General features: G+C 69.9%; 18 protein-coding genes. 3 read left to right on the top strand and 15 right to left on the bottom strand.

The window, feature by feature from the left end; genetic code table 11:
* The 3 genes from AC1DY5_RS10195 to AC1DY5_RS10185 all read right to left on the bottom strand — a co-directional run.
* A partial coding sequence (locus AC1DY5_RS10195) for a thiolase family protein (RefSeq protein WP_478111172.1) occupies window positions 1–283 on the bottom strand: 283 nt, incomplete at its 3' end.
* A gap of 21 nt (window positions 284–304) precedes the next feature.
* On the bottom strand, window positions 305–946 hold the full coding sequence (locus AC1DY5_RS10190; RefSeq protein ID WP_478111173.1) for a 3-oxoacid CoA-transferase subunit B: 642 nt from the start codon (window positions 944–946) through the stop codon (window positions 305–307).
* A gap of 2 nt (window positions 947–948) precedes the next feature.
* Complete coding sequence (locus tag AC1DY5_RS10185; RefSeq protein ID WP_478111171.1) at window positions 949–1,650, bottom strand: 3-oxoacid CoA-transferase subunit A; 702 nt, start codon at window positions 1,648–1,650, stop codon at window positions 949–951.
* Between the two features lie 124 nt (window positions 1,651–1,774).
* On the opposite strand from AC1DY5_RS10185, the gene AC1DY5_RS10180 reads away from it, so the two are divergent.
* A complete protein-coding gene (locus AC1DY5_RS10180; RefSeq protein ID WP_478111170.1) occupies window positions 1,775–2,560 on the top strand; it encodes an IclR family transcriptional regulator in 786 nt (261 codons plus the stop codon).
* Window positions 2,561–2,667: 107 nt separating this feature from the next.
* Here the strand turns inward: AC1DY5_RS10180 and AC1DY5_RS10175 are convergent, their stop codons facing one another.
* The 3 genes from AC1DY5_RS10175 to AC1DY5_RS10165 form a co-directional block, all read right to left on the bottom strand.
* Window positions 2,668–3,444 (bottom strand): CsgG/HfaB family protein, encoded by a 777-nt coding sequence (locus AC1DY5_RS10175; RefSeq protein ID WP_478111169.1) that lies wholly within the window; start codon window positions 3,442–3,444, stop codon window positions 2,668–2,670.
* Window positions 3,445–3,647: 203 nt separating this feature from the next.
* Window positions 3,648–4,994, bottom strand: coding sequence for a TAXI family TRAP transporter solute-binding subunit (locus tag AC1DY5_RS10170; protein WP_478111168.1), 1,347 nt, complete (start codon window positions 4,992–4,994; stop codon window positions 3,648–3,650).
* 78 nt (window positions 4,995–5,072) lie between these two features.
* Window positions 5,073–5,741, bottom strand: coding sequence for a GNAT family N-acetyltransferase (locus AC1DY5_RS10165; RefSeq protein ID WP_478111167.1), 669 nt, complete (start codon window positions 5,739–5,741; stop codon window positions 5,073–5,075).
* A 235-nt stretch (window positions 5,742–5,976) separates the two neighbouring features.
* Here AC1DY5_RS10165 and AC1DY5_RS10160 point away from each other — a divergent pair, with 235 nt between their 5' ends.
* Together AC1DY5_RS10160 and AC1DY5_RS10155 are read left to right on the top strand one after the other, a co-directional pair.
* Window positions 5,977–7,461 (top strand): metallophosphoesterase, encoded by a 1,485-nt coding sequence (locus AC1DY5_RS10160; RefSeq protein WP_478111166.1) that lies wholly within the window; start codon window positions 5,977–5,979, stop codon window positions 7,459–7,461.
* The gene (locus AC1DY5_RS10155; RefSeq protein ID WP_478111165.1) at window positions 7,458–11,138 is read left to right on the top strand and encodes an alpha/beta fold hydrolase; all 3,681 of its coding nucleotides are present in this window, start codon (window positions 7,458–7,460) and stop codon (window positions 11,136–11,138) included. The genes AC1DY5_RS10160 and AC1DY5_RS10155 overlap by 4 nt, the downstream gene beginning before the upstream one ends.
* Here AC1DY5_RS10155 and AC1DY5_RS10150 read toward each other — a convergent pair.
* The 9 genes from AC1DY5_RS10150 to AC1DY5_RS10110 all read right to left on the bottom strand — a co-directional run.
* Window positions 11,119–13,728 carry an ATP-binding protein gene (locus AC1DY5_RS10150; protein ID WP_478111164.1) on the bottom strand — a complete coding sequence of 870 codons (2,610 nt, stop codon included), beginning with the start codon at window positions 13,726–13,728 and terminating at the stop codon, window positions 11,119–11,121. The two genes, AC1DY5_RS10155 and AC1DY5_RS10150, sit on opposite strands and share 20 nt — an antisense overlap.
* A gap of 143 nt (window positions 13,729–13,871) precedes the next feature.
* Window positions 13,872–14,639: a class I SAM-dependent methyltransferase gene (locus tag AC1DY5_RS10145; protein ID WP_478111163.1), complete on the bottom strand. Its 768-nt coding sequence runs from the start codon at window positions 14,637–14,639 to the stop codon at window positions 13,872–13,874.
* A 17-nt stretch (window positions 14,640–14,656) separates the two neighbouring features.
* Window positions 14,657–15,529: an intradiol ring-cleavage dioxygenase gene (locus tag AC1DY5_RS10140; protein ID WP_478111162.1), complete on the bottom strand. Its 873-nt coding sequence runs from the start codon at window positions 15,527–15,529 to the stop codon at window positions 14,657–14,659.
* Complete coding sequence (locus tag AC1DY5_RS10135; RefSeq protein ID WP_478111161.1) at window positions 15,513–16,586, bottom strand: branched-chain amino acid ABC transporter permease; 1,074 nt, start codon at window positions 16,584–16,586, stop codon at window positions 15,513–15,515. Before AC1DY5_RS10135 ends, AC1DY5_RS10140 begins: the two co-directional genes overlap by 17 nt.
* A 22-nt stretch (window positions 16,587–16,608) precedes the next feature.
* Entirely contained in the window at window positions 16,609–17,469 is an 861-nt protein-coding gene (locus AC1DY5_RS10130; RefSeq protein WP_478111160.1) for a branched-chain amino acid ABC transporter permease, read from the bottom strand.
* The gene (locus AC1DY5_RS10125) at window positions 17,466–18,191 is read right to left on the bottom strand and encodes an ABC transporter ATP-binding protein (RefSeq protein WP_478111159.1); all 726 of its coding nucleotides are present in this window, start codon (window positions 18,189–18,191) and stop codon (window positions 17,466–17,468) included. Before AC1DY5_RS10125 ends, AC1DY5_RS10130 begins: the two co-directional genes overlap by 4 nt.
* Window positions 18,188–18,907: an ABC transporter ATP-binding protein gene (locus AC1DY5_RS10120; protein ID WP_478111158.1), complete on the bottom strand. Its 720-nt coding sequence runs from the start codon at window positions 18,905–18,907 to the stop codon at window positions 18,188–18,190. Before AC1DY5_RS10120 ends, AC1DY5_RS10125 begins: the two co-directional genes overlap by 4 nt.
* Before the next feature lie 4 nt (window positions 18,908–18,911).
* On the bottom strand, window positions 18,912–20,171 hold the full coding sequence (locus tag AC1DY5_RS10115; protein ID WP_478111157.1) for an ABC transporter substrate-binding protein: 1,260 nt from the start codon (window positions 20,169–20,171) through the stop codon (window positions 18,912–18,914).
* Window positions 20,172–20,229: 58 nt separating this feature from the next.
* A partial coding sequence (locus AC1DY5_RS10110) for a maleylacetate reductase (protein ID WP_478111156.1) occupies window positions 20,230–21,114 on the bottom strand: 885 nt, incomplete at its 5' end.

Genomic DNA, 21,114 nt, shown 5'->3' with positions numbered 1-21,114 from the left:
GGCCCGAGCCGCACAGGCGGTTGATGGTGCCGCCGCCGACTTCGATCGGCAGGCCGGCCAGCAAGGCCGCCATGCGCGCGACGTTGCGGTTGTCCTCGCCGGCCTGGTTGGCGCAACCATAGAGCACGTCGCCGACCGCCTGCCAGTCGACCTTCTTGTTGCGCTCCATCAGCGCCTTGAGCGGCACCGCGCCGAGGTCGTCGGTGCGCACGCTGGAGAGGGCGCCGCCGTAGCGGCCGAAGGGGGTGCGAATCGCGTCGCAGATGAAGGCTTGTTGACTCATGGTGGTGTCTCCCCAGTGGGTTCAGAGGGCGATCGGCAGGCCGACCAGTTCTTCGAGTTCCGCGTGGCCGAGGCCATCGACCTTGTCGATCAGCTTCAGGCCCGCGGGCGTGCATTCGAGCGTAGCAAGGTCGGAGTACACCCGCTTCACGCAGCCGAGGCCGGTCAGCGGATAGCTGCACTGCGCCACGATCTTGCTCTCGCCCTTCTTGGTCAGCAGGTCCATCATGACCCAGGTCTGGCGGGCACCGATGGCGAGGTCCATGGCCCCGCCGACCGCCGGAATCGCGCCCTCTTCGCCGGTGCTCCAGTTGGCGAGATCGCCGGTGGCCGAGACCTGGAAAGCGCCCAGCACGCAGATGTCGAGGTGGCCGCCGCGCATCATCGCGAAACTGTCGGCATGGTGGAAGTAGGCACCGCCCGGCAGCAATGTGACCGGCTGCTTGCCGGCGTTGATCAGGTCGAAGTCCTCGTTGCCGGCGGCCGGTGCCGGACCCATACCGAGGATGCCGTTCTCGCTGTGCAGGATGATCTCGCGGCCGGCCGGCAGGTGGTTCGCGACCAGCGTCGGCTGGCCGATGCCGAGGTTGACGACCGCGCCATCGAAGATGTCCTGGGCGACCCGGGCGGCGAGCTGGTCTTTGGTGCGACGTTGGTAGGTCATGGTCATGCCGCTTTCCTGAAGCCGCCGGCCTCAGTGGCGACGCGCTCGATCTTGACGATCTTGTTGACGAAGATGCCCGGCGTGACGATGTGCTCGGGGTCCATCGCGCCGAGCTCGACGATCTCGTGCACCGTCGCGATGGTGCGCGCTGCGGCCATCGCCATCACCGGGCCGAAATTGCGCGCGGCCTTGCGGTAGACCAGGTTGCCCCAGCGGTCGCCCTGCTCGGCCTTGATCAGCGCGACGTCGCCGCGGATCGGGTACTCCAGCACGTAGGGCTTGCCGTCGATCTCGCGCGTCTCGCGGCCGCCGGCCAGCTGCGTGCCGAAGCCGGTCGGGCAGAAGAAGGCGCCGATGCCGGCGCCGGCCGCACGGATGCGTTCGGCCAGGTTGCCTTGCGGCACCAGTTCGAGTTCGAGCTTGCCGGCACGGTAGAGGCCATCGAACACCTGGCTGTCGGCCTGGCGCGGGAAGCTGCAAATGATCTTGCGCACGCGACCGGCCTTGAGCAGCGCCGCCAGGCCGGTCTCGCCGTTGCCCGCGTTGTTGTTGACCACCGTGAGGTCCTTGGCGCCCTGCTCGATCAGGCCATCGATCAGTTCGTTGGGAATGCCGGCGGTGCCGAAGCCGCCGATCAGCACCGTGGCGCCGTCGGGGATGCCGGCCATGGCGTCGGCGACCGAGCGCGCGATCTTGTCGATCATGGAATCTGTCTCCGGGATGGAAGAGAAGTCGAACAACCGGCGACCGAATGGGCCGAGCGTCCGTTGTCTTGTTCGAATACCGAACATCTGTTCGTATAATGAATTCTAGAGAAAAGCACCTCCCATGGCAACCCAGCAGTCGACAACCGCCCCGCCGACACCCGGCGACAGCTACGTGCAATCCTTCGCGCGCGGCCTGCAGGTGATCCGCTCCTTCAGCGCCGGCGCGCCGCGCCAGACGCTCAGCGAGGTGGCCGCGGCCACCGGACTCACGCGGGCCGGCGCGCGCCGCATCCTGCTCACGCTGCAGACGTTGGGCTACGTGACGAGCGACTGCAAGCTCTTCGCGCTCACGCCGCGCATCCTCGACCTCGGCTTCGCCTACCTGTCGTCGATGCCGATCTGGAACCGCGCCGAGCCGGTGATGGAAGCGCTGGTGCAGCAGGTCCAGGAGTCGTGTTCCGCGGCAGTGCTGGACGCCACCGACATCGTCTACGTCATGCGGGTGCCGACCCACAAGATCATGCGCATCAGCCTGGGTGTCGGCTCGCGGCTGCCGGCCTTCTGCACCTCGATGGGCCGGCTGCTGCTGGCCGACCTCGACGAAGAGGAAATCCGGGCCCGGCTCGAAGCCTCGACGCGCGAAGCCTTCACCAAGCACACGGTGACCGACATCGACGCCCTGCTCGCCAAGGTGGCACAGGCGCGGCGACAGGGCTGGTGCCTGGTCAACCAGGAGCTCGAAGAAGGGCTGATCTCGATTGCGGCGCCGATCGTGGATCGCGCGGGCCGTACCGTGGCCGCGCTCAACATCAGCGGCCAGGCCAACCGGACCAGCGCCAAGGTGATGCAGGACAGCATGCTGCCGGCCCTGCTGGCGGCGGCGCGGGAGGTTTCGCGGCTGCTGTGAAGCGGCGGCAGGGTCGCGCCGAAAAAAAGACCTGGGGCATCCAAGCCCCAGGCCCTTCGTCGACGTGGGCGAAAACTACTACTTGCGGCGGCGCTTGGTGCCCGGCGTCAAGGTGTCCGACGRCGCCGCGGCCATCCACGCCCAGTCGGCCGCGACCGCCGAGGCCCTGCCCCTGCACGGTCTGGGGCCTTGTAGTCGCGCAGCGAAATGACCATCTGGTTGAAGGCGTCCATGAGGGCGGCGGCGATCACCTTGCCTTCGGGCGTTTTGGTGTAGCCGCCGAGCCGGCCGGCGGCGCTCGAGCCGCCCAGCGCGCCGAAGCCGCCGAAGTCGGTCTTGGAGGCGCTGCCTTCGGCCGCGGCGATCTGCACGCCCGAACGGCTGTCGATCAGGGTCAGCAGCGTGGAGGTTTCCTTGGTCTTGAGGTTGGCGCCGAGCTTGCCGACCACGCTGCCATAGCGGCCGCCGATCAAGCCGCCGAGCGCGGCGCTGGCACCGCCGGCGTCGTTCTTGAAGATGACCTCGGGCGACAGGCCGTAGTCGGATGCCACCATCTGGCCCTTGCCGAAGTTGCTGCCGGCGCGCATGTCGCCACCGTCCATCAGGGCGCGCTCGCGGCCCATGGCGGCCATGCCGGCGCCGCCGCGCTCGACCACCACGAAACAGTTCGACTGCTGCACCAGCAGCCGCAGCAGGGTGGCGGTCGGCGGCAGCTTGTATTCGTTGCGCAGCACGGTGTACCAGCCCGCCGTCTGGTTCTCGACCAGCGAGACCGTGCCCAGCGGCGAGTCGCAGCGCTCGAGCTGTCTGCTCGCGCCGCTGCCGTTGCCGCCCGCCGCGCTGCCGGTGGCCACGGTCTTGGCCGACTGGCTGCCCAGCTGCATGTCGTGGTCTGGCAGCCGGCCAGTGCGAAGAGGGCCGCCATGGCAGCGGCAAGAGGAAGTCTGGAGATGATCATTGAACTGGAGGGGACGAATACGAAGAGAGCACAAACCAGAGGTCGGCCTCGAATGCCCTCGGCAGTCTATGGAGCAGCCCCGTCCAGGTCTTTGGGAAGATTCCCAAATCGCGTCACGACGCGTCCGATTCAGTCCTTCGGATACGGCTCCCCTTGGCGCTGCAACTGCGCCCTCACGTAGTCGACGTGCTGCCGCAGCGTGTAGACCCGGTCGGTGAAATCGAGCGGGAACTTGGTCTGGATGACCTCCTCCTCGATGCGGTCGAGCTGGGCCCTGGCTTCGCGGCGCTCGTCGTCGTCGAGCTTGCGCGAGGCCAGGTCCTGCTCGAGGAACTTCAGCTCGCCATAGCGACGGAACAGGCCGCTCTGGCGGCGCCAGGCGATGAGCTCGGGCAGCACCCGGGCCGCCGGCACCAGGATCGCAGCCAGCGGCACCAGCAGCAGCAGCAAGCGCTGCACGTAGTTCGCGGCCCAGAAAGGCAGGTAGCTCTGCAGGAACGGCCTGCCGTTCTTGAAGTAGCGCTCGGCCTCGCTCGCGAGCGGGAAGTCGGTGCCGATCGGGCTCGGGAAGTCGCCGGGCCGGTCGATGATGCTGGGCTGCCGGTGCACCTGCCGCGCCGCCTCGAGCAGCAGGTAGGCCAGCGCCGGGTGCAGCTCGTCGCGCACGACCAGGTTGGCGGTGGTGGCGAGAAGCTGGATGTCCTGCGGCGGCAGGTCGTGCTTCGGGTCGACCGAACCGCGCTTGAGGCTCACGGGCTGGAAGAACGGAAAGCGCCGTGCCAGGCCCTGCACGTGGTCCAGCGATGCCAGGCGCACATCCTCGTCCACGAGCAGCTTCTGCACCGCCGGCGCCTGAGGCGCGGCGATGATGAAGGCCGCATCGACCTGGCCGCCGGTGAGCAGCTCGGCCGCCGCCATACCGCCTTCGCTGACGAAGGTGGTGCCTTGCGCGCCGTCCACGACGCCATAGACCGCCAGCAGTTCGGTGGCCACCTTGAAGTTGCCGCTGCCGGGTACCCCGACCGCGATGCGCTTGCCGGCCAGCGGCCCCAGCCCCTTCGACAGCTCGAGGCGGGTGCTGAAGATCCAGACCGGCTCGAAGGCGACGATGGCCAGCGAACGCAGCGGCGTCGATTCCGGCGGCGCGTCCGGATCCTGCGCCAGCACGCCGGTCCCGCCCTGCACGAAGCCTACCGACACCGTGCCGTCGATGAGCCGCTGCAGGTTCTCGACGCCGCCGCTCGAGGGGCGCAGCTCGAGCCGGATGCCGTTGGCCCGCAGGATCTCCTGGTAGCGCTCGCCGAAACGGTGGTAAGCGCCGTCGGAAACGCCGGTGCTCATCACGAGCATACGCGGCGGCGCGGGACTCACGTCGCGCACGACCGCCCAGACCAGCGCCGTGAGGACCGCGATCCCCACGATCCAGTACAGCAGGCGGCGACCGGTGGGCAGGGAGGGCAGTGGGCGAGACTTCATGCCAGGGCGCTGGGGGTTGGTGGCGGAGCCCGATTCTGCCGCTGAACCCGTGCGCCGCGCTGGTTGGAGGATGCCGAGTCAGGGCGTCTTCAACGGCGACTGGACCCCCAGTGCGAACTGGCCGATCAGCCAGCGGCGCAGCGCGCCGGGCAGGCCGCGGGCGCGCTGCGGACGGCGAGGCGACACGCCGCGCTCGAGGCGAAGCAGGTCGCCGCTGGGGCCCTGAGGGCAGATCTGGAAGCCCATGCGGTGCAGGAAGCTGACCATCCGGGTGTGGGTCGCCGGCACCTCGCCGTAGAGCCGGCGCAGGCCGGCGTCGTGGGCGGCTTCGAGCAGGCAGTCGATCAGCTGGTCGGCCAGGCCCTGGCCCTGCCAGGCATCGACCACGGCGATCGCCACTTCGGCGCAGCCCGGTTCGTCGCCGACGCAGTAGCGCACCTCGCCGATGAGTTCCTCGCCATCGGCCAGCGCGACCGCGGCGACGAAGACGACATGGCGCACGCCATCGACGCAGACCCGCTGCTGCAGTGCGAACGGCGTGCGATCGTCGACGTCGCCATGGAAGCGGCCATCGCGCGAGGGCGCCGAAAGCTTGCCCACGAAGTCGCCGTAGCGGCGGGCATCGTCCAGGCGCAGCGGACGGATCCGGGCGCGCACGCCGTTGCGCAGGATCGCGCTGCGCGGCTGACCGACGGCACGCAGCGACGCGGCGATGGCGGCGGCGGGGGAGGTGTACGGTCGGCGCATGGCGTTTCGGCGGCTGGTAGAGGAAGCCCAAGCTTCTCGCCGCCCGGCCTCGCAGTCCTTAAGGCGCGCTGAAGCGTGCTGAATGCGGGCACCGGATTCAGCACGCTTCAGGACGGGTTCAGGACGCCCCGGGCGCAAACGGTCACAGTCGATGCCGGGCGCCGACTGCCCTGAATCGAATGGAAGCGCACATGAACGGGATTGCCGTCCCCCTGATCCCCGGAGCCTTTACCCCATGAGTGCTGGAGTCGGCCCCCGCTATGTCTGCCTGTCGGACCTGCACCTCGGTGCCGCCTACAGCACCCTCACACCGACTGACGCCCAGGGACGACCCGACCCGGGCCGGCCCAGCGACACGCTGGTGGCGCTGGGTCAGGCCCTGCGCCAGCTGCTCGGCACGCTCGGGGACGGACCGCCGCCGACGCTGATCCTGCTCGGCGACGTGCTCGACATGGGCCTGTCGCCGATGGGCAGCGTCGCCGCCGCCTTCCGCTGCTTCGTCGAGTCCGTGATGCTCGACGGCGACCAGCCGCTGTTCGCGCCGCGCGTGCTGTGCGTGCCCGGCAACCACGATCACCATCTGTGGCGCATCGCCCAGGACCAGCATTTCCAGGACGGCCTGCGCGAAGGCCGCATCGACCGCGACCTGATCGCGCAGACGCCGCTGTTCCAGGCGCCCAATGCGAGCGGCATCCAGTCGTCGATGCTGACCGGCCTGATCAACAGCCACCCGGCCCTGAAAGAAACCCGGGTCGAGATCGCCTACCCCAACCTCGGCCTGCTCGACGCCGAACGCCAGCGCTGCGTGGTGCTGCACCACGGCCACTACGTGGACCCGATGTACCGCGTGGTCTCTGCCCTCGATGCGCAGGCGCCGGGCCACCACGGCCGCGGCCCGGCCTCGATGGCGCAGCTCGAGAGCCAGAACGGCGCCTGGGTCGACTTCCTGTGGTCGGACCTCGGCAGCGCCGGTGCCACCGGCACCGAGGCGACCACGCTGTACGAGGTGATGCGCGACGCCGGCGCCTCGCAGCGCTTCGCGCAGCGCCTGTCGGCCCTGCTCGTGGCCCGGCTCGGCGAGCGCTTCGGCGTCAGTGGAAAGATGCCGACGGTTCAGGGGATCACGCTGGACCAGCTGCTGCTGGGAGCGCTCGATGTCACGCTCGGCCGGGGCGCGCAGTCGCAGCGCGACAGCACCCTCGATCTAATGACAGCCAGCGACGTCGCCGACCTGCGCTGGTTCCTGTCGGGCCCGGTTAAGCTGGAGCTCGAGCGCGCCGGCCTGCGGCCGTCAGGGCTCGATCTCGCCTTCGTCTTCGGCCACACCCACAAGCCGTTCCAGGACGAACTGCCGGTCGCCGGCTTCGACCGGCCGGTGCGGGTTTTCAACACCGGCGGCTGGGTGACGGACCAGCCGACCATGGCCTCGACCCAGGGCGCTGCGGCGGTGTTCATCGACGAGGCGCTCAACCTAGCGTCGCTGCGGCTCTTCAACGACCCGGTCAACGGCCGCATGGCGCCGGTGCAAGCGCAGGGCGTCGGCGGCTTCCGCGACCGCGACAACCCGATGCTGGCCGCCCTGGCCGCCGGTCTCGAACGCACCGCGCCCGCGTGGCAGGCCTTCTCGCGCTCGGCCCGGCAGGCCACCGAAGACCGTGCCGCCCAATTGCTCGACAAGTTCTTCCACGCCTCGGCACCGCCCGAGACTCCCGCCCCATGATGAAACGCATCGCACGGCCGCTCGCGCAACTGGCCCCCCACTACACCGTGGTCGTGGTCGGCTCCGGCTACGGCGCCGGCGTCGCAGCCTCGCGCCTGGCGCGCGCCGGCCAGTCGGTCTGCGTGCTCGAGCGCGGCCGCGAGATCCTGCCCGGCGACTACCCGAACGACATGGCCGGCGCCCGGGCCGACATGCAGGTCGACGGTACGCGCGGCAAGCTCGGCGCCGCCGACGGGCTCTACGACCTGCACCTCAACGACGACATGCTCGCGATGGTCGGCTGCGGCCTTGGCGGCACCTCGCTGATCAATGCCAACGTGGCCCTCGAAATCGATCCGCGACTGTTCGCTGCCACGCCCTGGCCCGAGCCCTTCCGCCGCGACCCGGCGCTGCTCGACCCCTACATCGCCCGCGCCCGGCAGATGCTGGACCCCTCGCCCTACCCCGACGACTACCCGCCGCTCAACAAGCTGCAGGCGCTCGAGAAATCGGCCAGGGCGATGAAACGGCCGTTCAGCCGGCCGCCGATCGCGGTCAACTTCGTCGACCAGTTGAACCCCTTCGGGGTCCCGCAGCCGCGCTGCAACCTGTGCGGCGACTGCACCAGCGGCTGCAACGTGGGTGCCAAGAACACCACGCAGATGAACTACCTGCCGGATGCGGCGAACCATGGCGCCGAGATCTTCACCGGCGCCCGCGTGAGCCATGTCGAGCGCGACGGCGAGCGCTGGCGCGTAGTCTTTGATCCGGTGGCGCTGCGCGGCGAGGCCGCGCCTGCGTCGACCGCGCCGCGCAGCGTGAGCGCCGACGTGGTGATGCTCGGCGCCGGGGCGCTGGGCTCGACCGAGATCCTGCTGCGCTCGCGCGTGCAGGGCTTGCCCCTGTCGGACCGGCTCGGTACGCGCTTCTCCGGCAACGGCGACGTGCTGGCGCTGGGCTTCGACGCCGACTGGCAGTCCACCCCCGATGCCAAGGGAAACCCGGTCCGCAGCAACATCAACGGCGTCGGCGCCGGCCGCAGCAAGCTGGCGCCGGAGCAGCTGCCCGGCCCCTGCATCACCGGCCTGATCGACCTGCGCAATGCGCCCGAGGTGGGCGACGGCCTGGTGATCGAGGAAGGCGTGATCCCCGGCGCGCTGGCGTCGATGCTGACGCCGGCCCTGTTCTTCGCCGATGCGATGAAGGGGGGCGAAATCGCCTACGGCGCGGCCGCGGCCAAATCGCGCCTGCTCGACGCCCAGGCCATGAGCGAGGCGGTGCAGAACCCCGGCAAGCTCGCGATGGCCGCGTACGGCGGCGCAGTGGCGCGCACCCAGACCTACCTGGTGATGAGCGTGGACGATGCCGGCGGCACGCTGCAGCTGCGGGACGACCGGCTGCGCATCGACTGGCCCGAGGCCGGCGCCAGCGCGGTGATCGCCAAGGACAACCAGTGGCTGCAGGCGGCCAGCGAGGCGGTGCGGGGCCAGTTCATCCCGAACCCGCTGTGGAGCGAAGCGCTGGGCCGCAAGCTGATCACGGTCCATCCGCTGGGCGGATGCGGCATGGGCGACAGCGCCGCCGACGGCGTGGTCGACCACCAGGGCCAGGTGTACGCGGGCAGCGACGGCCAGGCGGTGCATCCAGGCCTCTACGTCTGCGACGGCGCGGTGCTGCCGGGCGCGGCCGGCGTCAACCCGCTGCTGACCATCACGGCGCTGGCCGAGCGCACCTGCCAGCTGCTGTGCGACCAGCGCGGCTGGGCGCTGGACCTCGGCCTGGCGCCGCGCGCGCCACTGCCGGCCTCGGCCACCGCTGCGCCACCGCCGCCAGGACTGCTGCGGCGCATCGTCGACGATCTCGAGGCCGCTGCCATCGATCTCGCCAAGGCGACGGGCAGGGAAATCATCGACAAGGATCCGGCGCTGTTGAGCCCGAGCTTCCAGTTCACCGAGACCATGCACGGCTGGATCAGCACCGAGGCGGTGCTGCCGCGCGGCGGCGCGCAGCAGCGGCTGGCGAGCGACTACGAGATCGCTTGCGCCTGGGGCAAGGCGCGGGGCCAGGCCATGCGCTTCGAGCTCACGATCCACACCAGTGATCTCCACCAGATGGTGTCGGACCCGACGCATCCGGCCCGCATAACCGGCAGCGTCAGCTGCCCGGCGCTGTCGAGCGAGCCGATGCCGGTCGCGAGCGGCGTGTTCCACCTGCTGCCGGCCGACGCCCAGCGGGTCGAGACCTGGACCATGACCTACGAGATGGTGCTGCGGCGCGGCGACTCGCGGCTGCGCTTCAAGGGCCACAAGGTGCTGCACCAGCGGCCCGGCTCCTCGCCTTGGACCGACACCACCACCCTGTTCGTGCGGGTCTACGACGGCGACGGCATGACCGGCTCGCTGGTGGCGCAGGGCATCCTGACGCTGGACCTCGAGGACCTGATGTGGCAAGCCTCGAGCCTCGAGATGAAGCCGCCGCCGAGCCTGCCCGGCACGATCGAGGCCCACCTGCCGGCGGCGCAGCGGGCCATCGCCGGCGCCTACCTCGCCAGCTTCGGCGCCTTCTTCGGCATGACGCTGTTCCGCGCCTATGGCGGGCTGCTCGCCGACCTCCACGATTTCCCGGCGCTCGACCTGGCGCAGCTCCCGCGCCGGGCCCTGCGCGCACCGGCGTCAGTAGCGCACCATGTCGATGTCGGCGATGGCTTTCGGATCAGGCTCACGCGCTATGCCGGCGGCACGCTCGGGCCAGTGGTGCTGGCGCCGGGTTTCTCGGTGCGGGCCTCCTCGTTCGCCACTGACACCGTCGACCAGAACCTGGTCGAGGCGCTCTGCGAGCGCGGCTACGACGTCTGGCTGTTTGACTACCGGGCCAGCCCCGACTCGGGCAGCCCGATCGCGCCCTTCACGATCGACGACATCGTGCGCACCGACTGGCCGGCCGCGGTGCGCTTCATCCTGCAGGCCACCGGCGCCAAGGACCTGCAGGCGATCGCCCACTGCGTCGGCTCGATGAGCCTGCTGATGGCGCTCCTGGCCGGCATGACCGGCGTGCGCTCGCTGGTGTCTTCGCAGCTCACGCTGCACCCGCTCACGGGCTGGCTCAACGACGCCAAGGCCGACATCGGCCTGGCCCGCGTGCTCGAGAACTATGCGCCGCTCAACGGCCGCTTCGACAGCGTGCCCGGCCGCACCGACCTCGACCGCGAGATCGACACGCTGGCCTGGAAGGTGCCGGTGCCGGCCGGCGAGGAATGCAAGAACCCGCTGTGCCACCGCGTGTTCTCGATCTTCGGCGCCTCGTATGCGCACGCGCAGCTCAACCACGCCACCCACACCGCGCTGGCGGAGATGTTCGGCAGCGTGTCGCTGCATCCCTTCGAGCACCTGAGCCTGATCATGCAGCGCGCCAAGGCGGTCGACAGCGAAGGCCGCGACGTCTACGCGACGCCGGCCAACGCGCCGCGGCTGGCGCTGCCGATCAGCTTCCTGGCCGGCGCCCGCAACCAGCTGTTCTTTCCCGAGACCAGCCTGCGCACGCAGGCCTGGCTGTCGCGCCACAACGACCCGTCGCTCTACACCCGCCACGTCTTCGAGGACTATGCGCACATGGATCTGTTCGTCGGCCGCAATGCCGCGCGCGACATCTTCCCGACGCTGATCGCGCAACTCGAAGGTGTCAGGCCGGCACTGCCCTGAGGCCGGCCGAGGCCAGCGCGATGGCGGCGTCCTCGTCGAGGCCGGCGCCATCGCGGCGCCAGGCAGCCAACTCGGCCGGGGCATGGACGGCACCGACCAGGGCCAGCGTGGCATTGAGCATGCGGGTGTCGGCCTGGCTGCGCACCTCGCCGCGCCGCACGCGTGCCGCATCGTCGCAGCCGACCAGCCGCGCGGCGTCACGCAAGCGGCCCTGCCGCGCCGCCAGCAGCGCCAGCATGCCGGCGAAATGGCGCAGGCCGAGCGAGCGACGGCAATGCGGCAGGCTCTGCATGACCTGGGCCTGGGCCTCCGGCAGCGAGCCCTGCACCGTCAGCGCATGCGCGTACCAGTTGAGCGCAAAGGCCATCATCTGGGCATCGGTCAACTGCGAACGGCGCAGATGCTCGATCATGGCGCGGAACTGGTCCACCGCCTCGTCGACATGGCCGATCTCCTGGTGCAGCGCGGCCAGGTTGTTGAGCACGTAGAACAGGACGCGCGCATCGCCGCCGCTGCGCACCAGCGGCAAGGCCTGGGCAAAGGCGGCCAGCGCCTCCTCGGTCCGTCCCTGGTAGCGCCGGACCATGCCGCAGTTGTAGAGCCACAGGCCGCGGAAGCCATGCAGCTGCTGCTGCTCGATCAGCTCCAGGCCCCGGGCGAGATGGCGTTCGGCGCTTTCGAAGTCCGCTGTCACCGCCGCCACGTAGGCGCTCATGCACAGGGCGATCACCAGGCGGCCCTGGGCCTCCTCCTCCCGGGCCAGCTCCTGCTCGAAGGTGGCGCGCGTCCGCGCCAGCAGCGTCATGCGCTCCTGCGCGCTGACGCCGCCGTGCAGGCCGACCATCGCCAGGCCCATGTAGAAATCGGCCGCCACGAAAGGCGGGGTGTGGTCGCCGACCAGGGCTTCGGCCATCCGCATCCAGCGCACGCCCTCGCTATAGCGCCCGGCCTGGTACATGAGCACGGCCGCGGTGTTCACCAGCTCGAGGGCCAGCACCGCGTCGCCGCCCTCGCCGCAGGCCCATTCGATGGCGCTGCGCAGGTTGTCGATCTCCGGGATGCAGGCCATCACCCACGGGTCCATCAATTCGAAACCCGTGCGCCCGGCCCGCGCCGGGCGGTCGATCGCCGCCCGCATGCAGCGCGCGTGCCACTCGCGCAGGCGCTCCCATTCGCCGGCCGTCTCGAGCCCCTCGCGCGCATAGGCGCGAGCGCTCTCGAGCAGCCGGTAGCGCGGCGTGGCGCCGGCTTCGAGCACCACCATCGACTTGTCGATCAGGTTGCCGAGCAGGTCGACCACGGCCCAGGCATCGAGGCTGTCGTCGGCCGCCACCTGCTGCGCCAGTTCGAGGCCGAAGCCGCCGACGAAGACGCCGAGCCGGCGAAACACCTGCTGCTCCAGCGGGCTCAGCAGCGCGTGGCTCCAGTCGAGCGTCGCGCGCAGCGTGCGATGGCGCGACGGTGCGTCGCGGGCGCCGCTGTTGAGGATGCGCAGGCGCTGCCCCAGGTGCTGCCGCACCCCGTGCACGCCCAGCAGCGGCACCCGGGCGGCGGCGAGCTCCAGCGCCAGCGGCATGCCGTCGAGAGCGCGGCAGATGTCCACCACGGCCTCGAGATTGGCGTTGTCGAGCCGGAAGCCCGGCTGCAGCGCGCTGACGCGCGCCGCGAACAGCACCAGCGCCCCATGGGCCGCAGCGTCGGCCGACTCGGCGTCGACCGGCACGGCCAGCGTGCCCAGCCGCATCGACTGCTCGGCAGCCAGCCGCAGCGGCTCCTGGCTGGTGACGAGGATGTGCAGTTCGGGCACGGCCGCCAGCAGATGGCCGACCAGCGCCGCGGCGGCATCGATCAGGTGTTCGCAGTTGTCGAGCAGCAGCAGTTCGCGGCCGCGCAGGCGTTCGGCCAGCTCGACCGCCGGATCGGCATGGCCGGGCAATCCGATGCGCAGCGCCCGGGCCACCGCGCCCGGCACGGCGGCGGGGTCCGTGACGTGGGCCAGCTCGACCATCCAGGCACCATCGCGAAAGCCGTGCGCCAACTCCCGGGCCAGGGCCCGGGCCAGGCTGGTCTTGCCGATGCCGCCCGCCCCGAGCAGGCTGACCAGCCGGTGTTCGCGCATCAGATCGCGCAGCTGGGCCAGATCCTGGGCACGGCCCATCAAAGGAGGGAGCACCGCATTCAGGTTTCCCAGCTCGGATTGCAGCACCGGGGAGGCTGGCGCGGCCACCGCAGGCGCGCGGACATCGGCCGCGGATGCGTCGCCCAGCACGGCGGCAAAGCGATAGCCGCGTCCGGGCACCGTCACGATGGCCTTGGCGCCGAGCAGCTTGCGCAGCGCGCTCACCTGGACCTGGAGATTGTTCTCCTCGACCACGAGATTCGGCCAGACGAGGTCGAGCAGCTCGTTTTTGGTCAGCATTCGCTCGCGGTGCGTGATCAGCGCCAGCAGCACATCGAAGGCGCGGGCGCCGAGGGCGACCGGCTCGCCATCCACCCGCAACTCGCGGCTGGCAGGATTCAACTCGACGCGATCGAAGCGATAAATCGACTCAGCGGCCTGCACGCGCCGCCCCTGTCGCTTCGATGCCACGCACCCTGCCCCCCCGTCCCGCTGCCATGGTTCCGCTCCTGAATGAAAGGCGTGCGTCCCCCGCGCGCCCGGCTGGGTTTGTAACTGATTACGCGCCTGGGCGCATCCCTCTTCGGATTCCGACTGGAGCCGGTCGGTCAGGCTCAGCCCGGCTTGACCGCGCTGTACTCGGAGAAGACGCCGAGTTCGACATGCCGCCGGACGTCCTCGAAGCCGGCGGCGCGCAAGGCGGCCAAAACCGATTCCGGCGCGATGCAGGTCTCGATGGTGTCCCAGTAGTAGCGCCACAGCTCGGCCGTGTCGTGGCCGCGCGCCACCACCTTGGCGATCAGCGGCACCACGCCGCGCATGTAGCCCTTGAGCACCGCCGTGCCGACGCGGCCCGAAGGCTTGGTGATCTCCAGCACCAGCAGCCGGCCGCCCGGCCGCAGCACGCGGAAGAACTCGGCGAAGGCCGCATTCACGTCGGCGATGTGGCGCAGCGCATAGCCCATGCTGATGAAGTCGCTGCTGGCATCGGGCCGCGGCAGTGCCTCGGCCCGGCCGCGCACCAGCTCGACGCCCGGCAGCGCCACCTGCCCCATCATCCCCGGGCTGGGGTCGACGCCGACCAGCTGCCCGCGCGGGCCGATCAGCGTCAGCGCCTCGCGGGCGACCAGCCCGGTGCCAATGCCGACGTCGAGAACCTGCGCGCCGGCCGCGAGCCCGGCGCGCTGCAGCGCCGAGCGCCGGTACCAGGGCCCCGAGCCGAGCGCCAGCACCCGTTCGATGCGGTCGTAGTCGGGGGCAGTGTCGTCGAAGATGCGGCGCAGGAACTGCTGGTGCTCGGCCTCGTCGCCGTAGTAGGCCGGCAGCGGCGTGTGCGGCGCGAGCGCCTCTGGCGGAGGGGTCGACGGGGAGGAGCTGTGCATCGGGGCATTATGGCCACTTAGGCCGACGCACCAGCCGGCTCCAGCACGAATTCGAAGGCCAGCGTGTGGAAGGTTCCGGCCTGCACGCTGCCGTCGGGCGCGGTGCCGGCGGGATGCGAGACGAAGTCACCGATCAGCGAGCTGCGCACGCCGAACACCGCGTCGCTGTCGAGGTAGTCGTCGCCGTCGCGGAACACGTGCGTGATGAGCGTCTCGTAGGCCGGCGCCCGGATCATGAAGTGGACGTGCGCGGGACGCCATGGATGGCGCCGGGTCGCCCGCAGCATCGCGCCCACCGGCCCGTCGGTGGGGATCGGATAGGCCACCGGCATCACGCCGCGGAACCACAGCCGACCCTCGGCGTCGGTTCGAAACACGGCGCGGCCCTGCGGACGATCGAGCCCCGGCCGCTGGACGTCGTAGAAGCCTTCGGCGTCGGCCTCCCAGACATCGACCTCGGCGTCTGCGACCGGCTCGCCGTCGCGCCCTCGAACGGTGGCGTTCACGAACAAGGGCTCGCCCGCGGCGCCGCCCGAGATATCGCCGCCGAGCGGCAGCCGCGGCGCGCCCGGCACGTGGAAGGGGCCGAAGACGGTCGCCTCGGTGGCTTGCGCGCTCTTCGAGTGGTTCATCGCCACAGTCAGCATCGACAGGCCCAGCGTGTCCGACAGCAGGATGAACTCCTGCCGCTTGCCGTCGCACTTCTGGCCGGTCGCGGTCAGGAACTCGATGCCGGCCGCCCATTCGGCTTCGGTCAGCTTGACCTCGCGCGCGAAGTCGTGCAGGTGGCGCACCAGCGCCGACATCACTTCGTTCAGCCGCGGGTTCTCGCAATCCGCCATGCGATCGAGCACGGCGGCGGTGATGGTGTTCTCATTGATGTTTCGCATGGGGATGTAGCTCCAGTTCGGTGGGACGCGCGGCGGGTATCGAACGCTTCGGGGCCGCCGCATCCGGCAGCGCCAGCCGTCGCTGCGTCGGGAACAGCGACCAGCCCCAGTGCTGCTGCGCGTAGCCCCAGAGGCCCTGTTTGAAGAAGATGGTGACGACGATCGCGAGCAGCCCGAGCCCGAGCAGGTACCAGGTGCCATAGTCGCTCAGGAACTTGTTGAGCGCCCAGAAGATGAGCGCCCCGACCAGCGGCCCCTCGATGCGGCCGATGCCGCCGATCACGACCATGAAGATCGCGAAGGCGGTCCAGTTGACGCTGAAGGCCGCATCGGGACTGATGCGCAGGTTGCCGACGAAGTAGAGCGCGCCCGCCAGGCCGGCGCCGAAGGCGGCCACCACGTAGACCGCGAGCTTCATGCGCGCGACCGGGATGCCCTGCGATTCGGCGGCGACCTCGTTGTCGCGGATCGCCAGCAGGGCCAGCCCGCGCTTGCTGCGCAGGAACAGGTAGACCAGCGCGATCGCCGCCACCACGCAGCCCAGCGCCATCCAGTAGGTGACGCTCTCGCGGGTCGCGCGCTCGATGCCGCGCAAGGCGGTCAGCGTCGTGCCCGAGCCGCCGCCCACCGCCGACACGTTGGCGAAGCTGAGCCGGAACACCTCGGCGATCACCCAGGTGCCGATGGCGAAGTAGCCGCCCGTGAGCCGGAAGGCGACGAAGGACACCKGCACCGCGATCAGCCCGGCCGCCAGCGCGCCGAGCGGAATCGCGACGAAGGGATTGAGGCCGGCGAAGTTGCCGAGCATCAGCATGACGTAGCCGCCGAAGCCGAAGAAGGCCTGCTGCCCGATGCTCACCATGCCGCCGTAGCCCGCGAGCAGGTTCCACATCATCGCGAAGATGAGGTAGCAGGCGATCTCGACGAACTCGCGCATCCAGCTCGACTCGCCCCAGAAGGGCAGCGTGGCGGCGCCGACCACCAGCGCCGCGGCGGCCCACAGCAGGGCACGGCTCGCGGCCGTGCCCCGCACCACGTCGAAGGTCGAAGGATTCATGAACCGTTCCATTTCATCGGCCTCAGCCGCGCGTCTTCGGAAAAAGTCCCTGCGGCCGCAGCACCAGCACCGCGAGGAACACGAGATGGCCGAACCAGATGCCCCAGCCCGGATCGAGCCGGAAGCCGATCTGCTGCGCAAGGCCGAGGATCATGGCGCCGGCCAGCGTGCCCCAGAAGGACCCCATGCCGCCGATGATCACGGCCTCGAAGGCGAACAGCAGCAGCAGCGGGCCGTCCGACGGCGACACCGTGGTGCGCATGCCCTGCAGCGCGCCGGCGATCGCGATCAGCACGAAGGCGATGCCGGTGGCCAAGGCATAGACCTGGTTGGCCTTCAAGCCCATCAGTTCGGCGATCTCGCGATCGTCGGAGACGGCGCGGAAGGTCCGGCCCAGCGGCGTGCGCGCGAACATCCATTGCATCGCCGCCGTGGCCGCCAGCGCCACCGCCAGGATGACYAGCGGCAGCACGCCGAGCGCCAGCGAATCGCCGAAGCGCACCGACTCGGTGGCCAGCGGGCCGATCTCGATCGAGCGCGGATCGGCCGAGAACAGCTCCAGCAGCAGGTTCTGGATCACGATCGAGAGTCCGAAAGTCACGACCAGCGAAGGCAGTGGATCCTTGCCCAGCGTGCGGTTCAGCACGTTGCGCTGCAGCAGGTAGCCGAAGCCGAAGGCGATCGGCAGTACCGCCAGCACGACCCACAGCGGCGCGCTGCCGGTCAGCGAGACGCCGGCGATGGCGGCGAACGCGGCCAGGATGATGAAATCGCCCTGCGCGACATTGGTCAGGCGCATGACGCCGAACATCAGCGACAGTCCGAGCGCGAACAGCGTGTAGAGGCCGCCGAGCAGCAGGCCCTGGATGACGGTCTCGATCATGGCGCCGCCTCCGCATGCGCCTCGAGCCCGAAGTAGGCCTGCGAGATCTGCTCCCGCGTGAGCTCGCTGGAGCGCCCGGTGAGCGACACGCGCCCTTCCTGCAGGCAGTAGACGCGCTGCGACACCTGCTGCGCCATCCCGACGTCCTGCTCGACGATCACAACCGTCATGCCCTCGGCCGTGATGCGCGGCATCGCGGCATAGATCTCGCGAATCACGATCGGCGCCAGGCCGAGCGACAGTTCGTCGCACAGCAGCACTTCGGGATTGCTCATCAGCGCCCGGCCCAGCGCCACCATCTGCTGYTGGCCGCCCGACAGCGAGGTGCCGGGCTCAGCGCGCTTTTGCGCCAGGATCGGGAACATCTCGTACAGCCGCTTCAGGTTCCAGGGGCCGCTGCGGCCGCTCGCCGCACCCATCAGCAGGTTCTCCTCGACGCTGAGGCTCGGGAACAGGCGCCGGCCTTCGGGCACCATCGCCAAGCCGCGCCGCACGATCTCGCCGGGTGGCAGGCCGCCGATCGCCTCGCCCTTGAAACGGACCGCCTCGCGCGGCGCACGCACCAGGCCGGTCAGGCATTTCAGGAAGGTCGATTTACCGGCGCCGTTGGCACCAATGATCGCCAGCAGTTCGCCGGCGTGCAGCGTGAAGTCGATGCCGAACAAGGCCTGGGCATCGCCATAGAAAGCCTCGAGGCCTGTCGTCGAAAGCAATGCAGTCATCCTTCGATCCCCATGTACACCCGCCGCACTTCGGGGTCGTTCATCACCGCGCGCGGCTCGCCCTCCGCCAGCTTCTGCCCGAAGTTGATGACCAGCAGCCGGTCGGCCAGCGACAGCAGCGCATGCACCACGTGCTCGATCCAGATCATGGTCACGCCACGGGCCTTGATCTGCTGCAGCTCCTCGACCAGCTGCCGCGCCTCGGGCTCAGTCAGGCCGCCGGCGATCTCGTCGAGCAGCAGCAGCTTGGGCCGGGTCGCCAGCGCCCGCGCCAGTTCGAGCCGCTTGCGGTCGAGCAGCATGAGCCCCCCGGCCGGCTGGTTGGCGCGCGCCATCAGCCCGGTCTGCGCCAACACCTCGTGCGCCGTCTGCCAGGCCTCCTGCTCGCGCTGCTGGGCACCGAAGCAGGCGGCGGTCACGAGGTTCTCGAACACGCTCATGTTGCCGAAGGGCTGCGGCACCTGGTAGCTGCGGCCGATGCCCGCATGGCAGCGCTGGTGCGGTTTGAGCGCTGTCACGTCGCGTCCTTCGTATTCGACCCGGCCCGCGTCCACGCGCACGTCGCCCGAGATGAGGTTGAAAAGCGTGGTCTTGCCGGCGCCGTTCGGCCCGAGGATGCCCAGCGTCTCGCCCTCGGCCACCGCGAGCGTGATGTCGTCGGTGACCTTGAGCGCGCCGTAGGCCTTGCTGACGGCATGGAGCGCGAGCAGCGTCATGATCTCAGCCCGGCATCGGCCGCAGCGTGCCGCCGACCGGAATGTTCGGCGCCGCCTCGTTGTTGACGATGGTCAGCTCGTACTTGTACTTCTTGCCCTTGCCCCACTGGCCCAGCACCAGCGGCGTCTTGCTGACGTTCTTGAAGGGGCCCTGCCCGCCCCACTTCACCGGTCCGACCACCGTCGCCAGCGAGGTTGCCGCGACGGCGTCGCGCACGTCAGTGGCCTTCTGCGACTTGGCGCGCGACAGCGCATCGGCCGCCACCTCGAACAAGGCGTGCGCAAAGCCGATCGGCTGCGTCCACTGCTTCTTCGCGCCGGTCTCGTAGGCCTCGGCCAGCGCCTTCGCGCTCTGCTGGGTCAGGCTCGAGGTGAACGGATGCGACGGGCTCCACCACACCTCGGTCGACAAGCCGTCGCCGAGATCGCCGAGCGCGTCGATCGCGCCCGGGAACAGCAGCGCCTTGCCGAGCGTGATGATCTTCGGCCGGAAGCCCTGCTGGCGCGCCTGCGTCAGGAAGGTCTTGGCATCGGGCGGAATCACGACGCCGGTGACGATCTCCACGCCGTCCTTCTTGAAGGCCGCAATCTGGGCGCTGAAGTCCTGCGTGCCGTTCTGGAAGCGGCCCGGGTCGACCAGCGTGAAGCCCATCTGCGACAGCGGCTTCGGAAAGCCGAGCTCCTTGTCGCCCCAGGCGTTGCCGTCGCCGTCGTTGGGGAACAGCCCGCCGACCTTCTTGTTGGTCGGGATGGTCTTCCAGCCGCTCGTGAAGTTGGCGATGACGTCCTCCAGCCCCCAGAACAGGTGGTAGGTCCAGGCGAAGCCCTTGGCCGGGTCGCCCTTGCGGCCGAAGAACCAGGGCTGCCACGGCACCACGCTCGAGATGCAGGGCACTTCGTTGAGCTCGCAGGCATCGCTGACCGGATTGGCCGTCTCGGGCGTGCCGGCGGTCAGCACCAGCGCGACCTTCTCCTTGAGGATCAGGTCGTTGGCGACCTCGCCGGCACGGTTCGGATTCGCCTGGCTGTCCTTCAGCACGATCTGCACCGCGACCTTCTTCCCGCCGACGCTGATGCCGTCCTTGAAGACGGTCTTCATCTGGTCGATGACCCACTTGTCGGCCTCGCCGAAGGGCGCCAGCGGCCCGGTCTGCGGCGACACGTAGCCGATCTTCAGCGTGTCGGCCGCGAACACCAGCGGCGTGGCGCCGCTGGCGGCCAGGGCGGCCGCGGCCTGGGTGAACTGTCTTCGATTGAGGGTCATGGTTGTCTCCTTCTTCTGTCTTCTCTTCTTTGCACAAACCGGTATCGGGCGCCGCCCGTCAGCCCGGCGGATCGCCGTCGTACGCGCGTTGTAGCAACGCACGGATCGCGTCCCGCTCGGGCGGGCCGAAGGGGCGCGGATTCCAGTACGGATTGGCGACCGCGAGATCGGCCGCGCGGTCGAGGTCGGCTTCGAGCATGCCGATGTCCTTGAGCGCCACCGGCGCGCCGTTGTCGCGTGCCAGCGTCTGCAGCCCCTCGGGCGCTGAAGTCGCACCCAGCGCCTGCGCGATGCTCTCCATCGCGCGCGGCGCCGCCTGCGCGTTGAAGGCGATCGCATGCGGCAGCACCACCGTGTGCACCTCGGCATGCGGCAGGTTGAAGCTGCCGCCCAGCGTGTGGCAGAGCTTGTGGTGCAGCGCCATGCCGACGCTGCCCAGCACCGTGCCGCACAGCCAGGCGCCGTACAGCGCATCGGCGCGCGCCTCGATGTCGTCGGGCCGCTTGCGGATCACCGGCAGTGCCCGCGCGATCGCGGCGATGCCTTCGCGCGCCATCAGGTCCATCACCGGGTTGCTGTCCTGTGCATAGAGCCCTTCGGCCGCATGCGCGATCGCGTTGATGCCGCTGGTCACGCTCAGGCCGACGGGCAGCGTGCGCGACAGCTCGGGGTCGTAGATCACGGTGCGCGGCAGCACGCGCGCATCCTTGCCGGTCTTCTTGAGGCCGCCCTCGGTGAGGCCGTAGATCGGCGTCATCTCGCTGCCGGCATAGGTGGTCGGAATCGCCAGGATCGGCAGGCCCGAGTCGAGCGCGATCGCCTTGCCCAGGCCGGTGGTCGAACCGCCACCGATCGCTACCGCGCAGTCGGCATCGAGCCTGCGCGCCAATTCGCGGGCTTCCCGCGCGGTCTCGATCGGCACATGCATCACGGCGTCACGGCG

The organism is Variovorax sp. P4_D9 (assembly GCF_056401695.1).
Note: the sequence above shows the minus strand (reverse complement) of the source record. Positions and strands in the feature narration are given on the sequence as shown.

Bases quoted from the DNA above. Each gene is read 5' to 3' on its own strand.
- AC1DY5_RS10190 (WP_478111173.1), bottom strand. From the start codon at position 946: ATGACCTACCAACGTCGCACCAAAGACCAGCTCGCCGCCCGGGTCGCC.
- AC1DY5_RS10185 (WP_478111171.1), bottom strand. From the start codon at position 1,650: ATGATCGACAAGATCGCGCGCTCGGTCGCCGACGCCATGGCCGGCATC.
- AC1DY5_RS10180 (WP_478111170.1), top strand. From the start codon at position 1,775: ATGGCAACCCAGCAGTCGACAACCGCCCCGCCGACACCCGGCGACAGC.
- AC1DY5_RS10170 (WP_478111168.1), bottom strand. From the start codon at position 4,994: ATGAAGTCTCGCCCACTGCCCTCCCTGCCCACCGGTCGCCGCCTGCTG.
- AC1DY5_RS10165 (WP_478111167.1), bottom strand. From the start codon at position 5,741: ATGCGCCGACCGTACACCTCCCCCGCCGCCGCCATCGCCGCGTCGCTG.
- AC1DY5_RS10160 (WP_478111166.1), top strand. From the start codon at position 5,977: ATGAGTGCTGGAGTCGGCCCCCGCTATGTCTGCCTGTCGGACCTGCAC.
- AC1DY5_RS10155 (WP_478111165.1), top strand. From the start codon at position 7,458: ATGATGAAACGCATCGCACGGCCGCTCGCGCAACTGGCCCCCCACTAC.
- AC1DY5_RS10145 (WP_478111163.1), bottom strand. From the start codon at position 14,639: ATGCACAGCTCCTCCCCGTCGACCCCTCCGCCAGAGGCGCTCGCGCCG.
- AC1DY5_RS10140 (WP_478111162.1), bottom strand. From the start codon at position 15,529: ATGCGAAACATCAATGAGAACACCATCACCGCCGCCGTGCTCGATCGC.
- AC1DY5_RS10120 (WP_478111158.1), bottom strand. From the start codon at position 18,907: ATGACGCTGCTCGCGCTCCATGCCGTCAGCAAGGCCTACGGCGCGCTC.
- AC1DY5_RS10115 (WP_478111157.1), bottom strand. From the start codon at position 20,171: ATGACCCTCAATCGAAGACAGTTCACCCAGGCCGCGGCCGCCCTGGCC.